Annotated in this window: 15 protein-coding genes; 5 read left to right on the top strand and 10 right to left on the bottom strand. The window is 61.1% G+C overall.

Features of this window, described 5'->3' with window-relative positions; all coding sequences use genetic code 11:
- Nucleotides 1-91: 91 nt before the first annotated feature.
- Nucleotides 92-1,762, bottom strand: coding sequence for a hypothetical protein (locus A9J21_RS16555; protein ID WP_156545954.1), 1,671 nt, complete (start codon nucleotides 1,760-1,762; stop codon nucleotides 92-94).
- Between the two features lie 175 nt (nucleotides 1,763-1,937).
- Between A9J21_RS16555 and A9J21_RS16550 the strand changes: the two genes are divergently transcribed.
- On the top strand, nucleotides 1,938-2,708 hold the full coding sequence (locus tag A9J21_RS16550) for a hypothetical protein (RefSeq protein ID WP_156545952.1): 771 nt from the start codon (nucleotides 1,938-1,940) through the stop codon (nucleotides 2,706-2,708).
- 433 nt (nucleotides 2,709-3,141) lie between these two features.
- Nucleotides 3,142-4,329, top strand: a complete 1,188-nt coding sequence (locus A9J21_RS16545) for an H-NS family nucleoid-associated regulatory protein (RefSeq protein ID WP_066737511.1) — start codon at nucleotides 3,142-3,144, stop codon at nucleotides 4,327-4,329.
- A gap of 269 nt (nucleotides 4,330-4,598) precedes the next feature.
- Here A9J21_RS16545 and A9J21_RS16540 read toward each other — a convergent pair whose 3' ends face one another.
- The 8 genes from A9J21_RS16540 to A9J21_RS16505 form a co-directional block, all read right to left on the bottom strand.
- Complete coding sequence (locus A9J21_RS16540; protein ID WP_066737585.1) at nucleotides 4,599-5,405, bottom strand: HAD family hydrolase; 807 nt, start codon at nucleotides 5,403-5,405, stop codon at nucleotides 4,599-4,601.
- A 135-nt stretch (nucleotides 5,406-5,540) separates the two neighbouring features.
- Entirely contained in the window at nucleotides 5,541-6,410 is an 870-nt protein-coding gene (locus A9J21_RS16535; RefSeq protein WP_066737509.1) for a branched-chain amino acid ABC transporter permease, read from the bottom strand.
- Nucleotides 6,407-7,267 carry a branched-chain amino acid ABC transporter permease gene (locus A9J21_RS16530; protein WP_066737506.1) on the bottom strand — a complete coding sequence of 287 codons (861 nt, stop codon included), beginning with the start codon at nucleotides 7,265-7,267 and terminating at the stop codon, nucleotides 6,407-6,409. Before A9J21_RS16530 ends, A9J21_RS16535 begins: the two co-directional genes overlap by 4 nt.
- Entirely contained in the window at nucleotides 7,264-8,073 is an 810-nt protein-coding gene (locus A9J21_RS16525; protein WP_066737505.1) for an ABC transporter ATP-binding protein, read from the bottom strand. The genes A9J21_RS16530 and A9J21_RS16525 overlap by 4 nt, the downstream gene beginning before the upstream one ends.
- On the bottom strand, nucleotides 8,070-8,840 hold the full coding sequence (locus tag A9J21_RS16520) for an ABC transporter ATP-binding protein (protein WP_066737503.1): 771 nt from the start codon (nucleotides 8,838-8,840) through the stop codon (nucleotides 8,070-8,072). The genes A9J21_RS16525 and A9J21_RS16520 overlap by 4 nt, the downstream gene beginning before the upstream one ends.
- Nucleotides 8,840-10,084: an ABC transporter substrate-binding protein gene (locus A9J21_RS16515; RefSeq protein ID WP_066737501.1), complete on the bottom strand. Its 1,245-nt coding sequence runs from the start codon at nucleotides 10,082-10,084 to the stop codon at nucleotides 8,840-8,842. The genes A9J21_RS16520 and A9J21_RS16515 overlap by 1 nt, the downstream gene beginning before the upstream one ends.
- Nucleotides 10,085-10,120: 36 nt before the next feature.
- On the bottom strand, nucleotides 10,121-10,666 hold the full coding sequence (locus A9J21_RS16510) for a carboxymuconolactone decarboxylase family protein (protein WP_066737499.1): 546 nt from the start codon (nucleotides 10,664-10,666) through the stop codon (nucleotides 10,121-10,123).
- A 19-nt stretch (nucleotides 10,667-10,685) separates the two neighbouring features.
- A complete protein-coding gene (locus tag A9J21_RS16505) occupies nucleotides 10,686-12,086 on the bottom strand; it encodes an LLM class flavin-dependent oxidoreductase (protein WP_066737498.1) in 1,401 nt (466 codons plus the stop codon).
- 168 nt (nucleotides 12,087-12,254) lie between these two features.
- Between A9J21_RS16505 and A9J21_RS16500 the strand changes: the two genes are divergently transcribed.
- Nucleotides 12,255-12,536 (top strand): hypothetical protein, encoded by a 282-nt coding sequence (locus A9J21_RS16500; RefSeq protein WP_066737496.1) that lies wholly within the window; start codon nucleotides 12,255-12,257, stop codon nucleotides 12,534-12,536.
- 908 nt (nucleotides 12,537-13,444) lie between these two features.
- Nucleotides 13,445-14,092, top strand: coding sequence for a response regulator transcription factor (locus tag A9J21_RS31035; protein WP_082926466.1), 648 nt, complete (start codon nucleotides 13,445-13,447; stop codon nucleotides 14,090-14,092).
- 1,404 nt (nucleotides 14,093-15,496) lie between these two features.
- On the opposite strand, the gene A9J21_RS16480 is transcribed toward A9J21_RS31035, so the two are convergent.
- The gene (locus tag A9J21_RS16480) at nucleotides 15,497-17,254 is read right to left on the bottom strand and encodes a hypothetical protein (protein WP_307188114.1); all 1,758 of its coding nucleotides are present in this window, start codon (nucleotides 17,252-17,254) and stop codon (nucleotides 15,497-15,499) included.
- Between the two features lie 150 nt (nucleotides 17,255-17,404).
- Between A9J21_RS16480 and A9J21_RS16475 the strand changes: the two genes are divergently transcribed.
- Nucleotides 17,405-18,514, top strand: coding sequence for a LuxR family transcriptional regulator (locus tag A9J21_RS16475; RefSeq protein WP_066737486.1), 1,110 nt, complete (start codon nucleotides 17,405-17,407; stop codon nucleotides 18,512-18,514).
- Nucleotides 18,515-19,911 lie beyond the last annotated feature (1,397 nt).

Raw genomic sequence — 19,911 nt, 5'->3', positions numbered from 1 at the left:
GATGGCGCGGCATCTTACTCCGTCATCGACCGCGATAATCTTGGACCGGACATGGTCCGCAGCGCCGCACCCACCGGATTCGCGGAATCCGTCAGGTCGGCGCACCTTCAGCCGACGGCAGGTTCATCGCATGTGCAATCAGCGCGTCTACCCTTTCGTGGGCTTCCTTGATCAGCCGGGGGCTCGTCCATCCCGTAGGGCCGACCTGACTCTGGAAGAAGTCGCTGAAGAATATACGCGAGGTTGCACCGTCATCATTGGCCATCGCAGCCTCGCGCAAGAGCCGCGGCAGATTGACCTGGCCTTTGCGCACCGCACCTACCAGCCGCTCGAATTCTTCAATTCCCATCACGAAGACGTTCGAAAGTGGCAGCCTGTGCTCGGCGGCGGGATCTGGATAGCCTCTGTATTCTTCCGGTATCAGGCGTTGCAGTGCTTGTCCACCGCCGATGAAGAGTTCGCGGCTGGTGACGATTAGAAGGAAATCTTCTCGCTTTGCGAACCGGGTCGCCAGAGCCTCGCTCTCGCGAACTACCTTCCCCACCTTCCATCCTTGCTCAAGCGCGTCACGCACTCGTCGCATCTTTCTATGCGCCCATACTGGGCTGTCCTCCACGATGCTATCGTCTTCGAATTTGCTCAGCTTCGCCTCGACGAAGATATTGCAATCATCATCGCCGTCGAATATGACTTCGACTGACGGCATTTGGGGACCAACGAGGCGCTTGTACTCGGCCTCGTTCATTAAACTCAACCCCGATTCCCCCGCGAGCTCGGTGACGTAACTCTCGAAGACCCGACTGAATGACGCGGTGTATTTCGAATCGAAGAGATCGGAGAGCCTCAGGTGGACGATCTCCTCGATCCCGCGTGCGAACACCTGCCTATGCCAGCAATGAAATAATCCGCTAGGAAGCTGGAGCAACGGAAAGCGTTTCAAGTATGGGAATTCGTAAAGTTCGTTCTTTCCGCGGATACGTTGTGCTGGGTCCTTCTGCAGCTCTTCACGCAGGTTCACCATGTCGCGGGCGAACACATCGAAGATCCTGTCTACCTTGTCGCCGTACGTCGTGCGCATAGGTATCATCCAGTCACGATTTAGCGGGACCTTCCTGTTCAGCACGGCTGCGTACAGAGCGAACGAAAGCACGAGGAATTCGTCCGGCTCCATTCCGAAGGCGGCTCGGAACTGCTGGCGGTCAGCACAGTTCTTCGTCAGGCGCGCATACAGTGCGGCCCAGCGCATGTAGTTTCGGGTTTCCTTTCGCTGGAACTCAACCTGCGGATGCATCAGGCTGCGGAGCATAAGAAAGACGTTTTTTGGATGAGGTTCCCGCACATGTTCCGGCATATCCCACAACTTCTGCCGAATCTCGTTCATCTCGGCTATCGTCATCGCGGCGCCGGCTTGCAGCCTGACGGCCTTGTCCTGGAGCGCCCATTTGACGATCAACATGGTCAACCACGGGGCACTTCGCAGTTCCTCCAGCCGGTCTGCAGGAGGATTCCATAGCATATGCAACGCCGCATCCAGAATCGAAGCCGCGCTATAGCGAGCGAGGCGGTTCCTGATAGACCGGTACGCTTCATCCATGCTGACTTTATGCGCCGGCATTCCTTGAGCGAGGCGCATTGCGAAGGGCATATCACCCTGGAACGACGATACTTTCATTGGCATATCCGGCTCGATCGCCGGTTGAAATTTCGATACCCGCCACGGTAACACCACTCTGTGCGCTTTATAATCGGCGCCGTTCGTCATTGGCGGTTCTCTCCGACATGGCACCCGCTGGGGCCGGCTGGAAAATGCGCAAAAGCGATGTGCTTCCGAACGAGCGGTAGGTAAACTCCGAGAACGACCTGGACGTTGTCGTGGGCGAGATGGCTCGACGACTTCGTATGAAAGACAGCAAGACAGACCAACTGTGGAGTTGAACATGACTATTGACCATCATATCGGACTGGAGACCTCCACTTCGCTTCTGCACGCATACGATTTCGTCGCCCGTGAACACAAGAAGATGCGAAGGTCGGCCAGTATGGAGAGGGAGTTGAGTGGCGCTCCATCGGCACCCGTCCCACCACGACAAACTTTCGATTTCTACGCCACCACCTTCAATCTGCTGTCCCTGAATGCGGCCATCGTGGAGGGGACCATGCGGAGCATCCTTTCGGATAGAGTTTTGGGCGATCGCCGCGCGGCAATCGAAAGGGCCGTCGCTGAGGGTAGAACGGGGCCGACGAGCTCCGAGCGATTGGTCGAACTGTTTCACATGAATGCTGAACTGAACGGCGGATGGGAGAATCTTAAGGGACAATATCAAGATTATCTCGATATGAAGATGTCGGTGATCGTTCCTTCAACAACCTTTGAAGCTATTGAAAGCCTCTTTACGTTGCGCAATGTGCTTGCACATGGAACAGCGCTTGTTGCACCGAAAGACAAGATGGAGGACGACCAGAAAGACGTCTATCCTTTCAAGTGGCAAACGAAGCTTCAGCGTGCGACTGTGTTACTCGAGCGAAACTTCAAGCAGGGAACAATCTTCGCGAATCTTGCCGTGGATGGTGTCCCGGAGTATTTCTGGACGGAGACTCAAGCGTTCTTTGCAGCCATCAAGCCGGAGTTTCCGGAGCTGCCTGACAGAGTGATCAAGACGGTGGATAAAATCGCAGATTTCAGTTTCGGGTACCGGAACTTCGGATAACTCAATCTGAGCGCTGGCCGTGCTCGGCCTGCAGCGCGCCGCTTCTGGCGAGATTGGACAGCCTTTCGGTGTCGCGACCCCGAGCGTCAGCTTGTGGCCAGCTTGAGCCGACCGAGCTAATGCTCACTGATGGTGGGGCGGTCGGGGAGGGCCGACATCGAGGTGTAGTCCGCAAGTTGAACTATCGTTCCGACCTACGCATCGCATTTAACATAAATTGCGATCTACCTCCCTGGGTCGGGCCGACGCACGCCAAAAGAGGGTCGGGAAGGCCGTTCTCATCTATTCTCATGCTTTTTGAGAATTCTCAAAACATGTGAGAACGTGTGATACAACGGTACCGCCCATTCGGCTAGCGTCGCAACGCGACACGCAAGAGACAAGGTCTCACCGTCCACGGGATTAGGAAGCGACTGCACGTGCAGTGACTTCAATGAAGGAGAACGAATTGGCCCCCCAGCTAAAGGTTGAGCCGGTTATCGCGAGCGATGCGACGGACGGGCTTGGTCAGATGGAGCTTCCCATAGCTGAGGCGATGCGCGACGCGGATTGTTTCAGCGATGAAGCCAGTGATGCATGCGTCGGTATTGGAAGCGTTGACTCTCAGGCTCAACGCTCGGACTTCTGGTCGACAAGCCGGGGTGGCGGCCCGACGGCGACCGTGTCATATCGGCGCCGGCGGCGTTATACGGCCCCTGACGCTTCGACGGAAAAGGCAGCCGAGGAACCGATGGGAGTGACTGAATCGGAATCGTTGACGGAATCCGGCTCGCCGGAAGCGCCCCTTGAAGCCGCACCCTCGGAAGCGACCTTTGAATCCGTGCCCGAAGTCCCGGTTGAAGTCCTGGACACGGAGGAACCGACCGAAATCTTCTCCCGTGACGAATTGACGGAGTCGCACGCCCCGGCTGCGTCGCGTTATGCCACAGCTCGGGGAGCTGCGCCAGAAGCCACGCGAGCCCCGAAGCGCGGTCGGAAGCCTGGAGCCCTAGCCGAGGTTGCTGCTCCGGAAGTCACAACTCAAAAGGGCCCAACCCGGAAACGCGGACGGAAGGCCAAAGAGCTTATCGAAACTGCCGCTCCGAAAGCTTCGCCGGAAGAGAGGCAGACCCCGAAGCGCGGTCCGAACCCGATAATCCTAGCTGAGGTTGCCGGTGCGGAAGTCACGAATCAAGAGTCTCCAACCCGGAAGCACGGACCGAAGCAGATAGCACCGCCTGGAGGAGAGGCTGCCTCGGAAGCGCGGACCCACCAAACGCCAACTCGTACGGCGCGACAGAAGCAAAAAGCGCCCATTGCGACCCAAAGGCAGTCCATATCCTCGCTGCTCGCTCAGCTAGCATCTATCAATGCGCAACTTCAGCGGTTGCGCGCCACGGAAGTGCCAAAGGTCGTGGCGGAGATTCAGCAGTTAATGCAGGAGTACGACCTCAGCGTTGACGACATTGCGCGCAAGCCCAAAGTCGAGGCCGCGGCCCGCGCTGTTCCAACCGCGACGAAGGCCGCGCCGCGTCCGCGGTACCGCGATCCCAAGACGGGCCAGACCTGGTCGGGGCGCGGTAGGGCTCCCGCGTGGCTTGGCAAGAAGCCCGAGCGATTTCTAATCGATCGCTTGTACTGAACGCCACGTTGGCGAGTGCAGTCGGTCCGCCCGTGTTCCGATGTTAATCTGCCAAAGTGTCCTGAGCTTCAACGCCCCCGCTAGTCTGCAGCTGCCCAGGTTTACAACTGGAGAGTAGCGTTTCCGCGCCAGCGACTCAGTCCCTTGGCCGGCCAGGGCTGTTGGCTCATCCTGGTAAGGTATGGGTGTCAGGGCAACTACCGGAGCCTCGGACCGCGGCCGGGATCTCTGAAGGAGTCGGCTTGGTGGTAAAGCAGCCGCCCCAAGGTCTATCGCTCGGACGCGTCGCGAGCGTTCGTTGAAGCGGAGCGAAGAATGGCATTGGAGAATTCTACGAAGCCAGGCCCTCCAGGGCCGTGTGTAATCCACTGGGGTGGAATCGGCAACTGAGGAAGGCAATCAATCACCGTGCTAACGCCTGCCGTGTGCTTAAAGAACTCGAACATTGGTGCGTCGTTGGCGGAGTCGCCGGAATAGGCGACAACTTCGTGGGCTGTTTCAGCATTGACGCCGTATGCGTTGGCTAGTACTCGCAATGACATTGTCAGCTTGTCGTAGTCCCCTAACCAGCCAAGAACCCAAAGGTTATTGATTGTCGCGTTTGCTCCCGCCTGTCTCAGCACATCGACGATGCGGTGATCGGCATCGTTATCGGTGCGTCGATAAGCTAGGCTCGTCAATCGAAACACTTGATCGTCGGCCTGTTGTGCATCGGGCGCCATCTTCTCGACAACCCCAGCGATCGACTTCAGTTGTTCACGTACATGCTCGATGTGTTCGGGCGGATGCCAAAATTGCCTATCTACGCCGAGTCCGTCTGGACTTCGCTGTAGAAACAAGCCGCCGTTCTCGGCGATGACACCGTCTACCGGCCACATGCGGGCCATCTGGTCGCACCATCCGGCGGGGGCCGCCGTGACTGGCACGACATGAATGCCGCTGGTCTGCAACTTTTCCAGCGCAGTGTAGGTCTCCGCAGATAGACGGCCTTGATGTGTCAATGTTTCATCCATGTCCGTGAGCAGGAACTGGATTGTCGAAAACTGATCTGCTGCTGCCTGGGAAAGGGGTTTCATCTGGACCAGTTTCAAAAAATAGGTGCATTCCGAGCCGGGCTCGGGGCAGCCCCGCTTCGATTCCGTTTCGATGCACATGGTCGACTGGTCGAGCCGGATACACACGACCTCGACGGCCAATAGCGGTATCGAGAGTTATACCTTCAGTCGGTGCTCCGCTAACAATCCAGCGGGCCTCACTATCAAGGCTGCGATAAGCGCGATCCCGATCAACATGAGCCGCAGCGCCGCCAGTTGCGCGGGCGTCATCCAGCCGACCTGGTCGTTCAGGAAGCGCGTACCTTCGAGCAACAGGATCACCGTAAACGCGCTCAGCAGCACACCACGATTGCTGCCGCGTCCGCCGATGATGACGCCCATGAACGCATAGGCGGTGATGATGGGCCCGAACTGCGTGGGATCGATGTACTGGTAGTAGGCGGCATGCAGCGCGCCGGCCACGCCAGTGACTGCGCCGCCGATGCCGAACAGGCGCACACGCAGCCACAGCACGTCCTTGCCCAGTGTGGCCGCCACGAGGGGGTCGTCCCGCAAGGCGCGTGCGGCGCGTCCCAGCGGTGAGCGTGCAATCGTTTCAAGCAGCAGGAAGCTGAGCAGCAATGCCGCCAGCGCTAGCAGCAAGAAGGCGCCGTCATTGGCCACGGGACGCGAGATGTTGGCAATGCCCAAGCTGCCGCGCGTGAGCCAGTCTTCGTGGATCACGATCAGTCGAAGGCATTCCGCAAACGCCAGCGTCACGATCGCCAGGTAGTCGTCGGCCAGCCGCATCGAGATCAGGCTGGTCAGCGCGCTGGCGATGCCACTGACGGCAATCGCGCCGGCCAGCGCGAGCCAGGGCGATGCGCCCGTGGCGGCCAGTTGCGCATACACGTAGGCCGCCAGCATGTAGAACCCGAACAGCCCAAAGTTGACCATGCCGGTCAGGCCCCATTGCAGATTGAGCGACAGCGCGGCGATGCCGGCAATCGACACCAGCACGAGGATGGAGATTAGGTAGGTTGTCATTTTGCAATGCGGGCCGTACCGAAAACGCCCCAGGGCCGCACCAGCAGCAGCGCGGTGAGGACCGCGAATGCGACGAGCGGTCGGTAGTGGGGCGGAACAATCAGCGTGGAAAGCTCGGCTATCACGCCCAGCGCCAGCGCGCCAAACACGGCAGCCATCGGATGTGCGATACCACCGAGGATGGCTGCGGCAAAAACCTGGATCACGTAGTTCCAGCCCATCTGCGGGTCCAGCGTGGCATCGAGCCCGATCAGCGTGCCGGCAGCCGTCGCAAGCGCGCCCGCGATGAACCATGTGATGCCGATCACGCGATTACCGACGATGCCGCGCGCGGCGGCCAGCGACGGGTTGTCCGCCACGGCGCGCATGGCCCGCCCCAGCGATGTCAGCCGCAACAAGCCCCAGATGGCCAGCAGCGTGAACAGGCTCACCGCCGCGATCAGCAACTGTTCATGGTTGATGCGCAAGCCGGCCACACGCAGTGGGCGCGCGGGATCCACCTCGTAACCGACGGCGGCGTTGCCCGCTATGAAACGGACTGCGTTCTCCAGCACGAATGCGACGCCCATGCTGGCGACGAGCAGCGCCACGCCCGATCGATCGCGCAATCGCCGGTACACGACGGTATCGACCAGTACGGCGAGCAGGCCGCCGAGGACGGCGCCGGCCAGCGCCGACGGCAGCAGCGGCCAACCAAGGCCGGCATTGAACGCGTAGACGATGTAGCCCCCGGCGGTCAGCATGGCGCCGATGGCGAAGTTGGCAAAGCGCAGCACACTGAACGTCAGGGCGAGCGCCAGCGCGGGCAGGGCGACCAACAGTCCCGTGACCACGCCGTTGAATAAAGTCTGGATCATGCGGGAACGGTGCTATCGGGAGTGTCGGCTGAAGCAGTAGTGTCAGCGTCAGTGAGTGCCTCGAGGTCGTGGCCGAAGAACAGGCGCGGCAGATCGTCGTCGTTCAGCAGCGCCTGCGCGGGACGCTGCCTTCGTACCTGGCCGTTGACAAGTACAACGCCGTGATCGGCGACCGTGAGTCCCAGCCGCACGTTCTGTTCGATCATCAACAGGGTCACGCCGGTACGGCGTACGTCGGCGATGCGTTCGAACAGCAGCGCGGCGTTGCGCGGTGACAGTCCCGCGGAAGGTTCATCGAGCACGAGCACAGAGGGTTGCTGCATCAGCGCGGCAGCCATGGCCGCCATCTGGCGTTGACCGCCGCTCAGCAGGCCGGCAGCGCTTCGCAGCCGCGTGGCGATTTCGGGGAACAGCGCCAGCACGGCGTCAAGATGCGCGCGTTGTGATGGGCCCTTGCTCCGGTCTCCATCGGGCCGGTTGCCCTGCACGCCTTCCCAGCCGAGCTTGAGGTTGTCCAGCACGCTCAGGTTCGGAAAGACATTGTGTTCCTGCGGTACGTAGCCAATCCCCAGCCGCGTGCGTGCTGGCGCATCGAGCGGACCGATCTGGCGCGCGCCTAGCGTCAGCGTGCCCGATGCCAGCGGCAGCAGGCCGACGACGGCTTTCAGCAGGGTCGACTTTCCGGATCCGTTGGGGCCGATCACGGTGACGGCACCGCCCGCCGGGATGTGCAGCGAGACGTCGTGGATGATGCGCTTGCCGTGGTAGCCCGCGCTAATCCCGTCCAGTTGCAGGGCGAGGGTCATACGATTTCCCCGAGGTATGCGGCGCGCACGCGCGTGTCGGCCGTCACGTCGGCGAAGCTACCTTCGGTGAGCACGGCGCCTTGCGCGAAGACGTAGACGTGATCGCTCAGCGCGGCGACCATGTCCATGTTGTGCTCGACCAGCGCAAAGGTCATGCCCTCGTCGCGCAGATCGGATATGAAACGCCCCAGCGATTCCATCAGCACCGGATTGACGCCCGCCGCCGGCTCGTCCAGCAGGACGATCGACGGATCGGCCATCAGCGTGCGGCACAACTCCAGCAGCTTCTTCTGACCGCCCGACAGGCCGCCGGCCAGCTGGTTGGCCAGCGGCAGGAGCCGAGCCCGTTCGAGCAACCTCCGTGCGCGATCAATGGCCTGTCGTTCGGCCGCCTGCACGCGCCCACGCGCGAACAGCAAGTTCCAGAAACGCTCGCCGGGATGCGCCGGCATGGCCAGCAGCAGGTTTTCTAGCACCGTCAGGCTGTCCAGCTCGCGCGCGAGCTGGAAGGTGCGCGCCACCCCGTGGCGGGCGCGGCGATGCACGGGCAGCGCTGTAATATCGACATCGCCCAGCGCGACGCGCCCGGAATCGGGCCGCAGCACACCCGCAAGGACGTTGAACAGCGTCGTCTTGCCCGCGCCGTTGGGGCCGATGATGCCGGTGATGCGCCCAGGCTGCAGGGTAAGGGTGGCGTTGTCCAACGCGCGCAGGCCGCCGAATGCAATGTTCAGCGACGTGGCTGACAGGGTGGCAGCACTACGCATTACTTGAGGACGTCCACCAGGTGGTTGGCGCCATCGCGAATCACGAAGTGCCCGTACTCGCGATTCAATTGATCGCCGGTCGGCGTGAACTGGAACTGCGAACCCGCACCACTGTAGGCGATGGCCTGCTTTGCGCGAATGGCTTTCAGGCCGTCCACCGGATTCTCCACCGCCTTGCCAGGCCCATTGACCACGGGCAGGATCGCCTTCGCAAATACCTTCGGGTCGGCGCTGCCGGCGCGTTCGATGGCCAGTGCCAGCACCGAGATTTCGTCCCACACATTCGACGGGAAGATGGCGAGTGTGCCTGACGGAATGCCGGCTTCGCGCGCGAAGGTCTTGTACGCCGTGGACGAGGCGGGCGGGATCGACTGGATGTGGTGGATGCCTTCGGCCACCTGCTTGCCTACGTTCTTGATGAACGCGCCTTCGGCGTCGGCGGCGGACGAGTTGGCGTAGAGACGCGTATCACTGAAGCCGCTGCGATACACCTCGCGCGAAATCGCCGACAGGTCGGGCAGGTAGCTGGGAATGAACACCGCATCAGGCTTGCGCGCGAACACCTTTTCCACTTCGGCGCGGTAGGAGGGCTGGTTCGGGTTGTAGTAGACGACGTCCAGAATCTGACCGCCCGATTTCTTAAACGTGTTGACGAACGGATCGACCATGCTCAGCGTGAACGGCGTCTGCAGCACCAGCAGCGATGCCTTGTGTGCGCCGTCCTTCGCGGCGGCGCGCGCGAACACCGTGCCCCAATCGCTGCCGCGCGCCTGGAATCGCCACACCAAGCCCTTGTTGTCGCCCTGCGTGACTTCGTCGCCCGATCCTGTCACGAACAACGGCACGCCGCGCTCGATCGTCAGCGGCTTGACGGCCATGGCCACGGCGCTGCTCCACACGCCGACAATCGCGTTCACCTTCGAAACGTCAAGCAGTTTGCGCGCCGCCGCAACACCTGCCGTCGGATTGCTTTCGTCGTCTTCGACCAGGATCTCGATCTTGCGGCCGCCCAGCAGCCCCCCGGCCTGGCTGTTGATGTAGTCGGCGGCCTTGCGCGCGGCGTTGGCCATGCCGGCACCATAGGCACCGCCACCGCCGCTCAGCGGTGCGAGGATGCCAATTCGGATCGGACCATTGTCCTGTGCGAGGGAAAGGGTGGGCAGGGCCAGGGCGGCCGCGCCGACGCCAGCGGCGCGCAGCCACGCGCGGCGCTGCAACGAGATAAGCGACGAAATGTCAGACATGCGAATGAAGACGGACGAAATGGAAAAAGGGGTGCGTCAGGCCGGATGTACCGCGGTGGCGTCTTCGCCAATCTGCAGTGCCTGATTGAAGCGGTTGAAAAAGCCGCACAGCGAGATGCGCAGCGTCAGCTCAACGATCTGTGCCTCGCTGAAATGTGCGCGCAGCCGCGTGAACACGTGGTCGCGAATGCGTTGTGGCTGCTGCGTGACAGCGATCACGTATTCGACGACGAGCTTGTCGATGTCCGACAGTTCGGGGTGATCGGCGTAGTCGAGCAGCTTGCGCGCGCCCGCTTCGCTGATCCCTTCCACTTCCAGCCGCGGCGCGTGATTGGCCACGCAGTATTCGCAGTCGTTGAGCAGGGAGACGACCACGATTGCCATCTCGATATAGCGATAGGACACCCCATTGCGTGCTTTCAGTTCCAGCAGCAACTGCGGAAGATGATCGACTGCGGGACCCACATGGGCTAGCACCGAGAACTGATCGGCGAAATGAGCGCCGTTTCCGGTGAAGGCGTCGAACAGTGCGCGGCGCGCCGGGTCGAAGGTATCGGGAGAGATTTCGCTGACGCGAGGCATGGTGACTCCGGTGAGACGGCTATTTCGTGAGTGCGGGGATGTCGACCGACGCTGGTGACGTGCGACGGAACGACGACCCGACATGCGGCGCACGCAGCGTCGGCCCCGCGTGGAAAAATTTATCGCGCAGCGTGCCTTCTGCGTACGCGGTCTTGTACACGCCGCGGCGCTGCAGTTCGGGCACAAGATGTGTCACGATGTCCTGGAACGTGCGTGGCATTTCGACAGAGGCCAGGTTGAAGCCATCGATGCCGGTGTCAGCCATCCAGGCCTGCAGTTCGTCGGCTACCTGCTGCGCGTCGCCAACGGCCAGGCCACCGCGACCGCCGATACCGACGAATTCCACCGCATCGCGCACGGTCCAGGTCTTGTTCGGGTCGAGTTTGCTGAAAGACGCCAGCGCGGATTGCCCCGCATTGGTGTCCACGTAGTCGAGCGTGTCGTCAGGCGCGTAGCGGCTCAGGTCGATGCCGGTCCAGCCGGACAACAGGGTCAGTGCGCCTTCGTAGCTCACGCGTTCCCGGTAAGCGGCGTGACGTGCGTGCGCTTTCTCCGCCGTGTCGTCCACGATGACTGTGAACATAGCGAAGATCAGGACGCTGTCCGGGTCTCGCCCTTCAGCGCGCAATGCATCGCGCAGCTTGGCAACGGTACGGCGCAGCCCCTCGCGTGTGGGCGCGCCGACGAAGATGCATTCGGCATGGCGCGCTGCAAAACGCGAACCGCGATCCGAACCGCCTGCCTGGAACAGCAGTGGCGTGCGCTGCGGCGAGGGTTCGCACTGGAACACGCCGTCGATCCGAAGGTCGTCGTACTGATAGGTGGTGCGATGCACGCGTGCCGGATCCGCGTAGACGCCGGTCTCGCGATTGCGTACCACGGCGCCGTCTTCCCACGCGCCTTCCCAAAGCCGATAGCAGATATCGAGATAGGCGTCGGCACGATCGTAGCGGGCATCATGCGCACGCAGGCCATCCTGGCCAAGGCTTTTCGCGCCACTGTCGAGGTAGGACGTGACGATGTTCCACGCCACGCGGCCCTGGCTCAGATGATCGAGCGTGGTCAGCCGTCGGGCGAGCAGATACGGATGCTCGTACGACACCGACAGCGTTACGCCGAACCCAAGATGCTTGGTGGCATGTGCCATCAGCGGGATCAACGGCGCGGGATCGTTCATGGGAACCTGCGCGGCCGTGCGCAACGCCGCATCGGGCGCGCCGCCGGCCACATCATAGATGCCGATGATATCGCCAAGAAACAGCGCGTCAAATTTTCCTGCTTCCAGCAACTGTGCGAGCGCGACCCAGTGATGCGTATGCAAGTAAGCCGCTGACTGGTCCTCTGGATTCGTCCATTGCCCTGGGGCAAGATGGGCGACGCAGTTCATCGTGAAGGCGTTGAGGCGAATCTGGCGGGTCATGCTGAATGCGGGCGCGATTGCGGCGCGGCGTGGCGAAGGCAAGCGACCGATTGTGTGCCACGCCGAGGCTTCAAGGGAACTGCGGATTTTGCATAGGCTTATGCGTTGATCGTTGTGAGGCGGAGGTCGGGTAGCTCCATTGCGTATACGTCATGGTGGCCTTTCCATATGCGTTATGGTGGCACCGATGCCTGGCGCGCGGCCGGCAAGGAGCTTGAGACGGGGGCCGAAGACGATTGGTTGCTGACGGTTCATGCGCACGTTTTCCTGCAGCAGCAGTTCTGCTCACATCTGCAAGATCGTCCCATTGCCGCCCGCTGCAATCCGAAGTTGCCGTATGACGCAGTCAAGTCGTTTGCGCCGGTGGCGGTGCCGGGCACCATCCTAAAGCAGCTGATCGTCGGGCCAACAGCCCATACAAGAGCGTCAAGGCCTTTCCTGGATGATTAGAGTCCATCATGCGACGTGCCCGAGTCCGAGCGTATTGCCGCGTGGGAACGATACCTCCGTTAGGGAACGCAATCTCGCGCCACGGGTGACGCAAGATCCTGCCGTCCGTTTTTAGGTTCTTTGGCTAGGAGGAAAGGCGAGAAGACGGGAGAGGGCGGGCCTTTTCCAGGCACCGGCGATTGGACTCCGTAATTGCCATCGGAGAAAGCTCGATTTAATTGACCTCCGCCACGCGAGCCGTGGCGCGGACGCTCGCCAACCAAGTCGCAATGACTGAGTCTGGCCGGTCTCGGCCCTCGGCCCACATTCACAGGCCGGCCAGGCTCAATCGGCGCCTCGCGACCCATCTCGGTCTTTCATTCGCATTGAAGCGAATGTCCAATGGTCTGCGAAGAACAGACACTAGCTTGCACTCGGGCTAATGATGGACCCGGAGAAGCAAAGCAGCTCGTCGGCTTAACGACGGAAGTTCCTGGCGGTCTGTTCGTTCACCATGCGCCCAGGGCGCGGAGCTGTCCCCAGACACGCGCGCGCATCCTTCCTGTATGGCGAGCGCAGGACGAAATCTGCATGTTCAAGCATCGTCTCTCCGGTTGCCGACTTGGATGTCGTCTGTGTTATAGCGTGCTCCGCGCGAATTCGGCGTGTTCGAAAAGGGAAGTTGGCCGCCCGTGCAGGCAGCGATTACCACGATATCGCGTCGCAACAGATCTCCTCAATGATCTTTGGCTCGCCATCTGACAGAACGGGGCATGATAGGGTCCAAACTCCGAACGGAAGGGGCTCAACGTGGACCAGTCTTAACTAGCACCGATGTCAGAGCTGAAAGTTTTCGTCGGCTCTCGTAGCCCTAGTCTGACAGCGCTACCTTTATGCCAAGCATTGTCGTGTGCTGACGAGGTAACTATATGCAACCATCCATCTACGTAGTTGACGATGATAAAAGCGTTGGTCGGGCCCTATGTCGCGTATTGGGAGCCCATGGACGCAGGGCAATACAGTACGAATCGGCGGAGAAATTTCTTGCTGAGGCCGACATTTTAGGAAAATGCGTCTGCGTTATCGTCGACCTCTTACTTCCTTGCATGGACGGATTGGCGTTGCAAGCTGCATTAGGCCGAGATGTACCCATCATCGTCCTTACCGGCCATCCCGATGTGCCGAGTGCCGTAAGAGCACTCGCAGCAGGTGCGGTGGATTTTCTTGTGAAACCTGTGGATGAATCCGTACTCCTCGCTGCTGTGGATAGGGCGATGTCCAAAGCGGATGAAGCAACCCGTAGGCGCCAAGAGTTGAACATACTTCGGGCCCGGCTGGACCGCCTTACCAAACGCGAACATGAGGTAATGCTTCTCGTGGCTGAAGGCTTGATGAATAAGCAAGTCGCTAACTTACTCGGAACTGTTGAGAAAACCATAAAGGTCCACCGCGCTCGCGTGATGCAAAAGCTGGAAGTGGACTCTTTGCCGGCATTGGTGAGAGCCGTGGACCGTCTCAATCTGGACGAAACTGCGCAATCGCCTCCGCCACCACTTGTTAAGCCGGCTCAGCCATAAAAGAAAATGCCCCGACGCGCCGGGAGGGAGTCAGGGGCATAAAAGTGGTCCGGCCGAGTCGCGCGGACACAGAGCCGGTCCGCCATTGCACCTTAACGGACTTCCCGCTGCAATATGCCGAACGACGTGTGTCACAGACACAACTGTTGCTCCATGCAGCACTTCTTGCGCGATTTCGGCGAAATTTGCCGAATCCGCATGAGTTTGCCGGATTGATGGCGTCACGGACGCCGAATTCGACCTGTCCCTATCAACGGCAACTATGCCTTGCCAAGATTCATCGGCGTAAAGGGCCGCAAGGTTGGCATCGGTGATGCGCGTTGCTAGCGGGTGACCGCCGGCCGGCGAGGAGGCAGGATCAGACTGCTCGGCCATCTCGGCTGCCGTTGTGCGGGCGCGCAGAACCCATCCTCTCTCGCTACGTGCTCACGATTACAGGCGCTAGTACACCGCTGAACTTTTGAGGCGTGGTCGACGACGATCAGTCTCGCTGCGCCGTTTATTAGGGTGTTCCCTGATGTCTCCAGTGGCTAAACGAAAATCTCAAAATGTCAAATGGCTGTCGCCCGTTCTGGCCAAATGGCTGTCGCCCGTTCTGGCCGATACTGGTCAGCTCCCCTGAGGATTTGCGGATTTGCCGAGGAAGACTAGTGGACAATCCGACGATCGTCAGAGGCTCGCGTTCTTTGGCGAGCCGGTAGATCATGCCGTGATGGAAAGTCTCCGAGTTACCGCGGCAGATAGTCTATATTTTTAAAGCTCAGACGAGCTCACCGGCAAAGCTGCTAAACCTGTCCTGTGCTGAGGTCGCCATGTTCATCACCCTCCATCGAAATGGGCCCCGCGCGTTGTTTGTGCGCGCGGGTACTACTCTCGAACAAGTTCCCCCAGAGGCTCTTGCCTGGCTCGGTGCCATCGAGACTTCCGTCGACTCGGAGCTTGATGCGAAAACCCCAATGCTTGGATTGAACCCCTCTGCGATACTGTACGATCTCACGGTTCATGGGTACTGCGTAGTGGACGCTCAAGAGATTGACGGCGTGACACCGCAGGCTGATGGTCCGCCGGGAATCGCTGATAGCTTGAGGCTCTAGGCAGGGATAGCATGTTGATTTGCACGGAAAACGGACCCAGTGGGTCAGCTGGGTCAGTTCTCAGTGCAAATCAACAGTCTTTAGGAAGGAAGTTCTCTTGGCCACAGTTTTTGCCTCCGAACGGACCGTTCCCGCCCCTAGAGACGATCTCGGCGGTGGTGACCAGTTCTTCCCGGCTCCACCACTTATGGTCCGCCATCGTCTCCATCCCATCGACGGTCCAGCCCTCGCGCGAAACGAATTCCTCGAAGAACCAACAAAAGCCCCACGCGGCTGCGTGGGGCAAGGGCTGAATCGCCAGTGAGTCGTCTTACGGACGGTCGACCGAGATTGAGTAGAAGTGGTTCAGCGGGTCCGGCGGGTTGACACTGATCGCCACGCTCAGGCCCGTGTTGGGCAGGTTCATCGTGATGGCCTCCGCCGCGCCAGGAGCGCCGCCGGGAATTGCCTGGACCTGCGGGCGATAACGCAAGCCAACCGACGGCATGTTGTCCTTGAACGTGTCGATTCGGCCGTCCTCGGCGCGCTGGCGTGTAAAGAGACCATTCGCCGTATCGACGGAGATGACCTTGGTCGTGAACGCGTTGATGCCGTTGGTGCCAATGTTGCCACTCGAGTTCACGTTGACGTCCCAATAGGAATTCGTGAATCCGAGAGCAGGCATCGCGCGAGGCGTGGGCCGTTTCGCCATCCAGAAGCCGTTGGCGTGGATGACTACGATCGACAACTGCCCGTCCACCCCCTTAAAGCCAAACGCGCGCGCGGTGCCGTCGCTGAACACGGCGTCGAAGCCGCCATTGGCGTTGACCGAGACCGTCGGAAGATCTGCGGGAGCCCACGCCGAACAGCCGTTCATACCGCAGTCGGCACCCTTGGTGAACTTGCCTGCGATGTCCACCGTGAACCTGATCAGGCCGGAGTCATAGGTGGAGACGCTGGTTTCTTTTTCGAAGGCCATTGCCACCCAGTCGCCAGCAAGTTCGGCAAGCGGGATGGTCTGCTCGGGGATCACCAGGCTTGGGGCGCCGAGGCGACGCTCCACACCGATGCCGGACTTGGAGACCAGCAGGCGAGCGTCGTTGTTGCTGAAGCGGCACGCTTCGCCAGCGAACGCCGGGAACGACTCCACAGCGCTGGTCGAATCGTTCGTGCGCGTCAGGGCCACGGCATCCACCGTGAAGCGCTGGACGGTATTGCCGGTCAGGTCGACCTTCTGGTACTTCCCGCTGCGGAACGATGCGCAGGTGGCGGAAGCGGGCTGCAGGATCGTCGTGACGCCAGCGGTCGAGCCCGAGTTGGAACCCACTGCGGCGGACAGATCCGCAATCGAGGTCTTTGCGGTCTCAAGCACCCTGCCAAGCGTGTCGAGACGCTGGTCGAGCGCGTTCCCCGGCGTGTTGCCATGCGCGGCCACCAGCGTATCCTTGAGCGGGTCCATGCCGGCGAGGTCGACGGTGCCGGTCAGGATCACCTTGACGGCCTCGATGGCGTTGCTCACGCCGCTGCCGTTGAGCTTCGATTGCGCCTGGGCGTCGAAGCTATCGAAGAAGGTCTTGGTGCTGCCGCCGGCAATCGACGCGGTGATCAGCTCGGTGAGCGGCGTGATGTTGGCGACGGCTGTCGTGCCGGTGCCCGCTTCGACCACGGAATGCAGCGTGGTGCCATCCGGCGTCGTTACGCTGAGCACGCACGGGCGCGTGGCGTCAGCGATGTTGATCGTAAAGGTGCCGTCGGAGGCCGTCGTTGCGGTACCACTGCCGGAAGCGCACTTGGCCTGCACGGTTGCATTGGGCAGTGCGGCGCCCACGGCTGCCGTGCCGGCGATCTTGGTGGTGGGCGTATTGGATGTGGATGGCGTCGACGACGTCGAGTCCGAACCGCCTCCGCATGCGCTCAAGGCCGCTGCAGCGATAGCAGCCAGATAAAGTTTTGTTTTCATTTCCCGGATTTCCCCCTGTCTGATCAGAACGATTGCGGGAAACGTTGCGTGCCCTAACCCATCCGGGCAATGCGATCCACTTCCCGCGATGCGATTCTCTGAGAACGCCAATCCGCGCGCATCATTCATTTAGATGAAAGGATGGCAATCCCCGCTGACGAAGGGCATCAAATCCGCATGGCCCTATGGGAAGCTGCCATCAAGTCCGCAAGAGACCACCAGCGTTGCGTTGCGATGTAAGCGTGTGCTGAATGAAATGACCCCCGGGGAGAGAGAAAATTGTTGAAAGATCTCTTGATAGGCGATCTTTACGAGGCCGCAGTTCGACAGGATGGCTTTCTGGCCACATTCCAAGCTGTTGTGGAATCACTGGGTGCCACTGTATTCCACATGTTTAGCTGGGATGCAGCGCGCAATGCGCCGCATTTATCAGTCCACACCGCCGACAGTCACCTGGACTGGGTCGTGTCGCTCTACGACCAGTACTACGGGGCGCTGGATCCCAGGCGCGAGGTCGTGGAGAAAGGGAGCCGTGGCAATTTCCTCTTTTGCCAGGACTATCTCAAGGAGTCGGACGTCGCGCGTAGCGAGTTTTACCAGGACTTCCATATTCCGACGGGCTTCCGATATCTTGCGGGCGCGCGCCTGGCGCGTCCGGGGGCAGACGATATTCTTCTTGGATTGGTGCGAGGTAGCGACATGACGCCTTTCTCGCCTGAGCAGCGGGTTGCCATTTCCGGCATGGCGGGACATCTGCAGCGATCGATCAACCTTTGGCAGGATGCGCGGGTGCTGTATCGCGACGCAGCGCTCGGCACGGAACTGATGGCGCAACTGGGGCTTGCGGTGTTTGCGCTGGACCGGGACCGCAAGCTCGTTTTCGCCAACCAGGAAGCCGAAGCCATGCTGCGTGCCACAACCTGTCTGAGGTTGATTCACCAACAGCTGGTCGCGTCGGTCGCCGCCGAGAACACCGGTTTGCAAGCCGCCATCGCGCGCGTGGCACAGTCACGCCAGGGTGAAAGCCTGGCGTTGCGCGCCGAGTCGGGGGTGCAGCCCGAGATTTTCCTGAACATCAGCCGGCTGCCAGGGCGAGACACCCAGTCGGCCTTCGGACACGCTGAAGTTCTGGTCACGGCCAGACGGCGCGGCACGGCGCCGCTGGTCACAGCCAGGCAACTACAGCAGTCGTTCAGGTTATCCGCGGCCGAGGCGGCAGTGGCCGAGGCGCTGATTTGCGGCAGGACGCCGGACGAATATGCGGCTGGCACCGGCGTTTCCGTCGCAACCGTGCGGACCCAACTTCGCGCCATCTTCGAGAAGACCAGCACGCGATCCCAGACGGAGGCCGTGGGCGCAATGCTCTGGGTACTGTCGCAGTCCGCGTAAGCCTTGGGGGTACCCGACCACGGCGGGCCAGCCGAAGGGACTCAGGCAAGTCCGTCGGCGTCCGCCGGTCCACATAGCGTGCGATTAGGTGGAATCGGCCTGCCAAGCCTTTGCAAGGGCGCGGCCTCAGACGGGCGCGGGTATAGGCGCGTGTTCACGTGCGTGTCTTTTTTGATGCTGTCTCGGTTTGTCCAATATCTGCGGTCCCTTACAGCGTTTCATCTGCGTACGGAGCTCAGCGACGTCGACGCGCTCCGAGTGCATCGTCGTGTCAACGCGTCCGCCTCTACTGTTTCCACAATCCTGCTCAGATCGACTGCAGTACCGCCGTTTGCGCATCGCCATAAGTACCGCGGCTCAGGCGCGCCGGCGTCGACTATTGCAGGGCATGCTGCTCGATTGAGAGTGGGCAAGGTCGGGCGGTGGGGAAATTTCGTCCGCTGGCGTGCGAAGCGCGATGGGTCTCCACTCCCGCACAGGCGCGACCGGATCGTAAAGCGCGTCCGATACGTAGTGCTTTGGTCATCTGCATTCCACACCGTTGGAAAAGTCGTCCAGACTACCCGAAAAACCGATATTCGCGAGCGGCGGCAACTGGCCGGGCCCGGTTGTCGGCCCTCATTCACAGGCCTGGTCTAGCTCAATCGGCGGTTTGCGGTCCCATGGGAGCCGTTCAAGTGCGTTGAACCGAATGACTGAAGCAGGGCGTAGTCCGGCCAATGATGGACTGGTGCGAAGTGAGCCTCACTCTGGCTTAACCACGCGGGTTTCCGGGTGGCGCCCCTTCGTCGCGTAGCAATTCCGTAGCACTGCCCGCCGCGTTCCTGCGCGCGGCGACCTCCACCGCCGCCGTGCCGAACCCCGTCACGATGCCGTCCAGATCGACGGCTCAATACCCGGTGTCCCGCAGCGCCTCGAGCACCATCGACCGGTCGAGACCGAGCAGGGGGGCAGCGTAAGGTCGGCCACGGTCTCGGTGGACACCGGGCCCAGCCACGCCTGCACGGGGCTGGGCAACTGTTCAGGCTCGCGACCGCGTACAGGAACAGCGCGCGGTCGCCGCTACGCAACAGGCGGACGTGCATGGTCCCGGCTGGAGGCGAGGGCGATGACGTCGCCGGTGACGTCACCGCCCGCAGGGACAGAAAAAGACCCGCAACCATTTCCAGGTGGCGGGACGCCCTAAAGCGCACCGCCAAGGGGCGGTGGCTACATCCATCATAGGTGAGGCGGGGGGCGACCGGCGGCAATTTCGGCCCATTAAACGGATGAGGCGCGCCGACCCCGTTCCCCCATCCGGTCGATGCCGGGTCGACCCCGTTGCCTATGCTTGAAGCGAGCGGGGGATTCGCGCCTTCCGCGGATGGAGAGCTGCTCGGCCCGACCCTTCCCGGCGT

The organism is Cupriavidus sp. D384 (assembly GCF_001652915.1).
In the GTDB taxonomy this organism is placed as follows: domain Bacteria; phylum Pseudomonadota; class Gammaproteobacteria; order Burkholderiales; family Burkholderiaceae; genus Cupriavidus.
The sequence above is the reverse complement of the archived record's forward strand: the minus strand, read 5'-3'. Positions and strand labels throughout refer to the sequence as shown.

What these genes read in the sequence shown, in the direction of transcription:
- A9J21_RS16500 (WP_066737496.1), top strand. Translation starts at nt 12,255, where the DNA reads ATGCGTTATGGTGGCACCGATGCCTGGCGCGCGGCCGGCAAGGAGCTT.
- A9J21_RS16535 (WP_066737509.1), bottom strand. Translation starts at nt 6,410, where the DNA reads ATGACAACCTACCTAATCTCCATCCTCGTGCTGGTGTCGATTGCCGGC.
- A9J21_RS16530 (WP_066737506.1), bottom strand. Translation starts at nt 7,267, where the DNA reads ATGATCCAGACTTTATTCAACGGCGTGGTCACGGGACTGTTGGTCGCC.
- A9J21_RS16520 (WP_066737503.1), bottom strand. Translation starts at nt 8,840, where the DNA reads ATGCGTAGTGCTGCCACCCTGTCAGCCACGTCGCTGAACATTGCATTC.
- A9J21_RS16545 (WP_066737511.1), top strand. Translation starts at nt 3,142, where the DNA reads ATGAAGGAGAACGAATTGGCCCCCCAGCTAAAGGTTGAGCCGGTTATC.
- A9J21_RS16510 (WP_066737499.1), bottom strand. Translation starts at nt 10,666, where the DNA reads ATGCCTCGCGTCAGCGAAATCTCTCCCGATACCTTCGACCCGGCGCGC.
- A9J21_RS16515 (WP_066737501.1), bottom strand. Translation starts at nt 10,084, where the DNA reads ATGTCTGACATTTCGTCGCTTATCTCGTTGCAGCGCCGCGCGTGGCTG.
- A9J21_RS16555 (WP_156545954.1), bottom strand. Translation starts at nt 1,762, where the DNA reads ATGACGAACGGCGCCGATTATAAAGCGCACAGAGTGGTGTTACCGTGG.
- A9J21_RS16525 (WP_066737505.1), bottom strand. Translation starts at nt 8,073, where the DNA reads ATGACCCTCGCCCTGCAACTGGACGGGATTAGCGCGGGCTACCACGGC.
- A9J21_RS16505 (WP_066737498.1), bottom strand. Translation starts at nt 12,086, where the DNA reads ATGACCCGCCAGATTCGCCTCAACGCCTTCACGATGAACTGCGTCGCC.
- A9J21_RS16550 (WP_156545952.1), top strand. Translation starts at nt 1,938, where the DNA reads ATGACTATTGACCATCATATCGGACTGGAGACCTCCACTTCGCTTCTG.
- A9J21_RS16480 (WP_307188114.1), bottom strand. Translation starts at nt 17,254, where the DNA reads ATGAATGATGCGCGCGGATTGGCGTTCTCAGAGAATCGCATCGCGGGA.
- A9J21_RS31035 (WP_082926466.1), top strand. Translation starts at nt 13,445, where the DNA reads ATGCAACCATCCATCTACGTAGTTGACGATGATAAAAGCGTTGGTCGG.
- A9J21_RS16540 (WP_066737585.1), bottom strand. Translation starts at nt 5,405, where the DNA reads ATGAAACCCCTTTCCCAGGCAGCAGCAGATCAGTTTTCGACAATCCAG.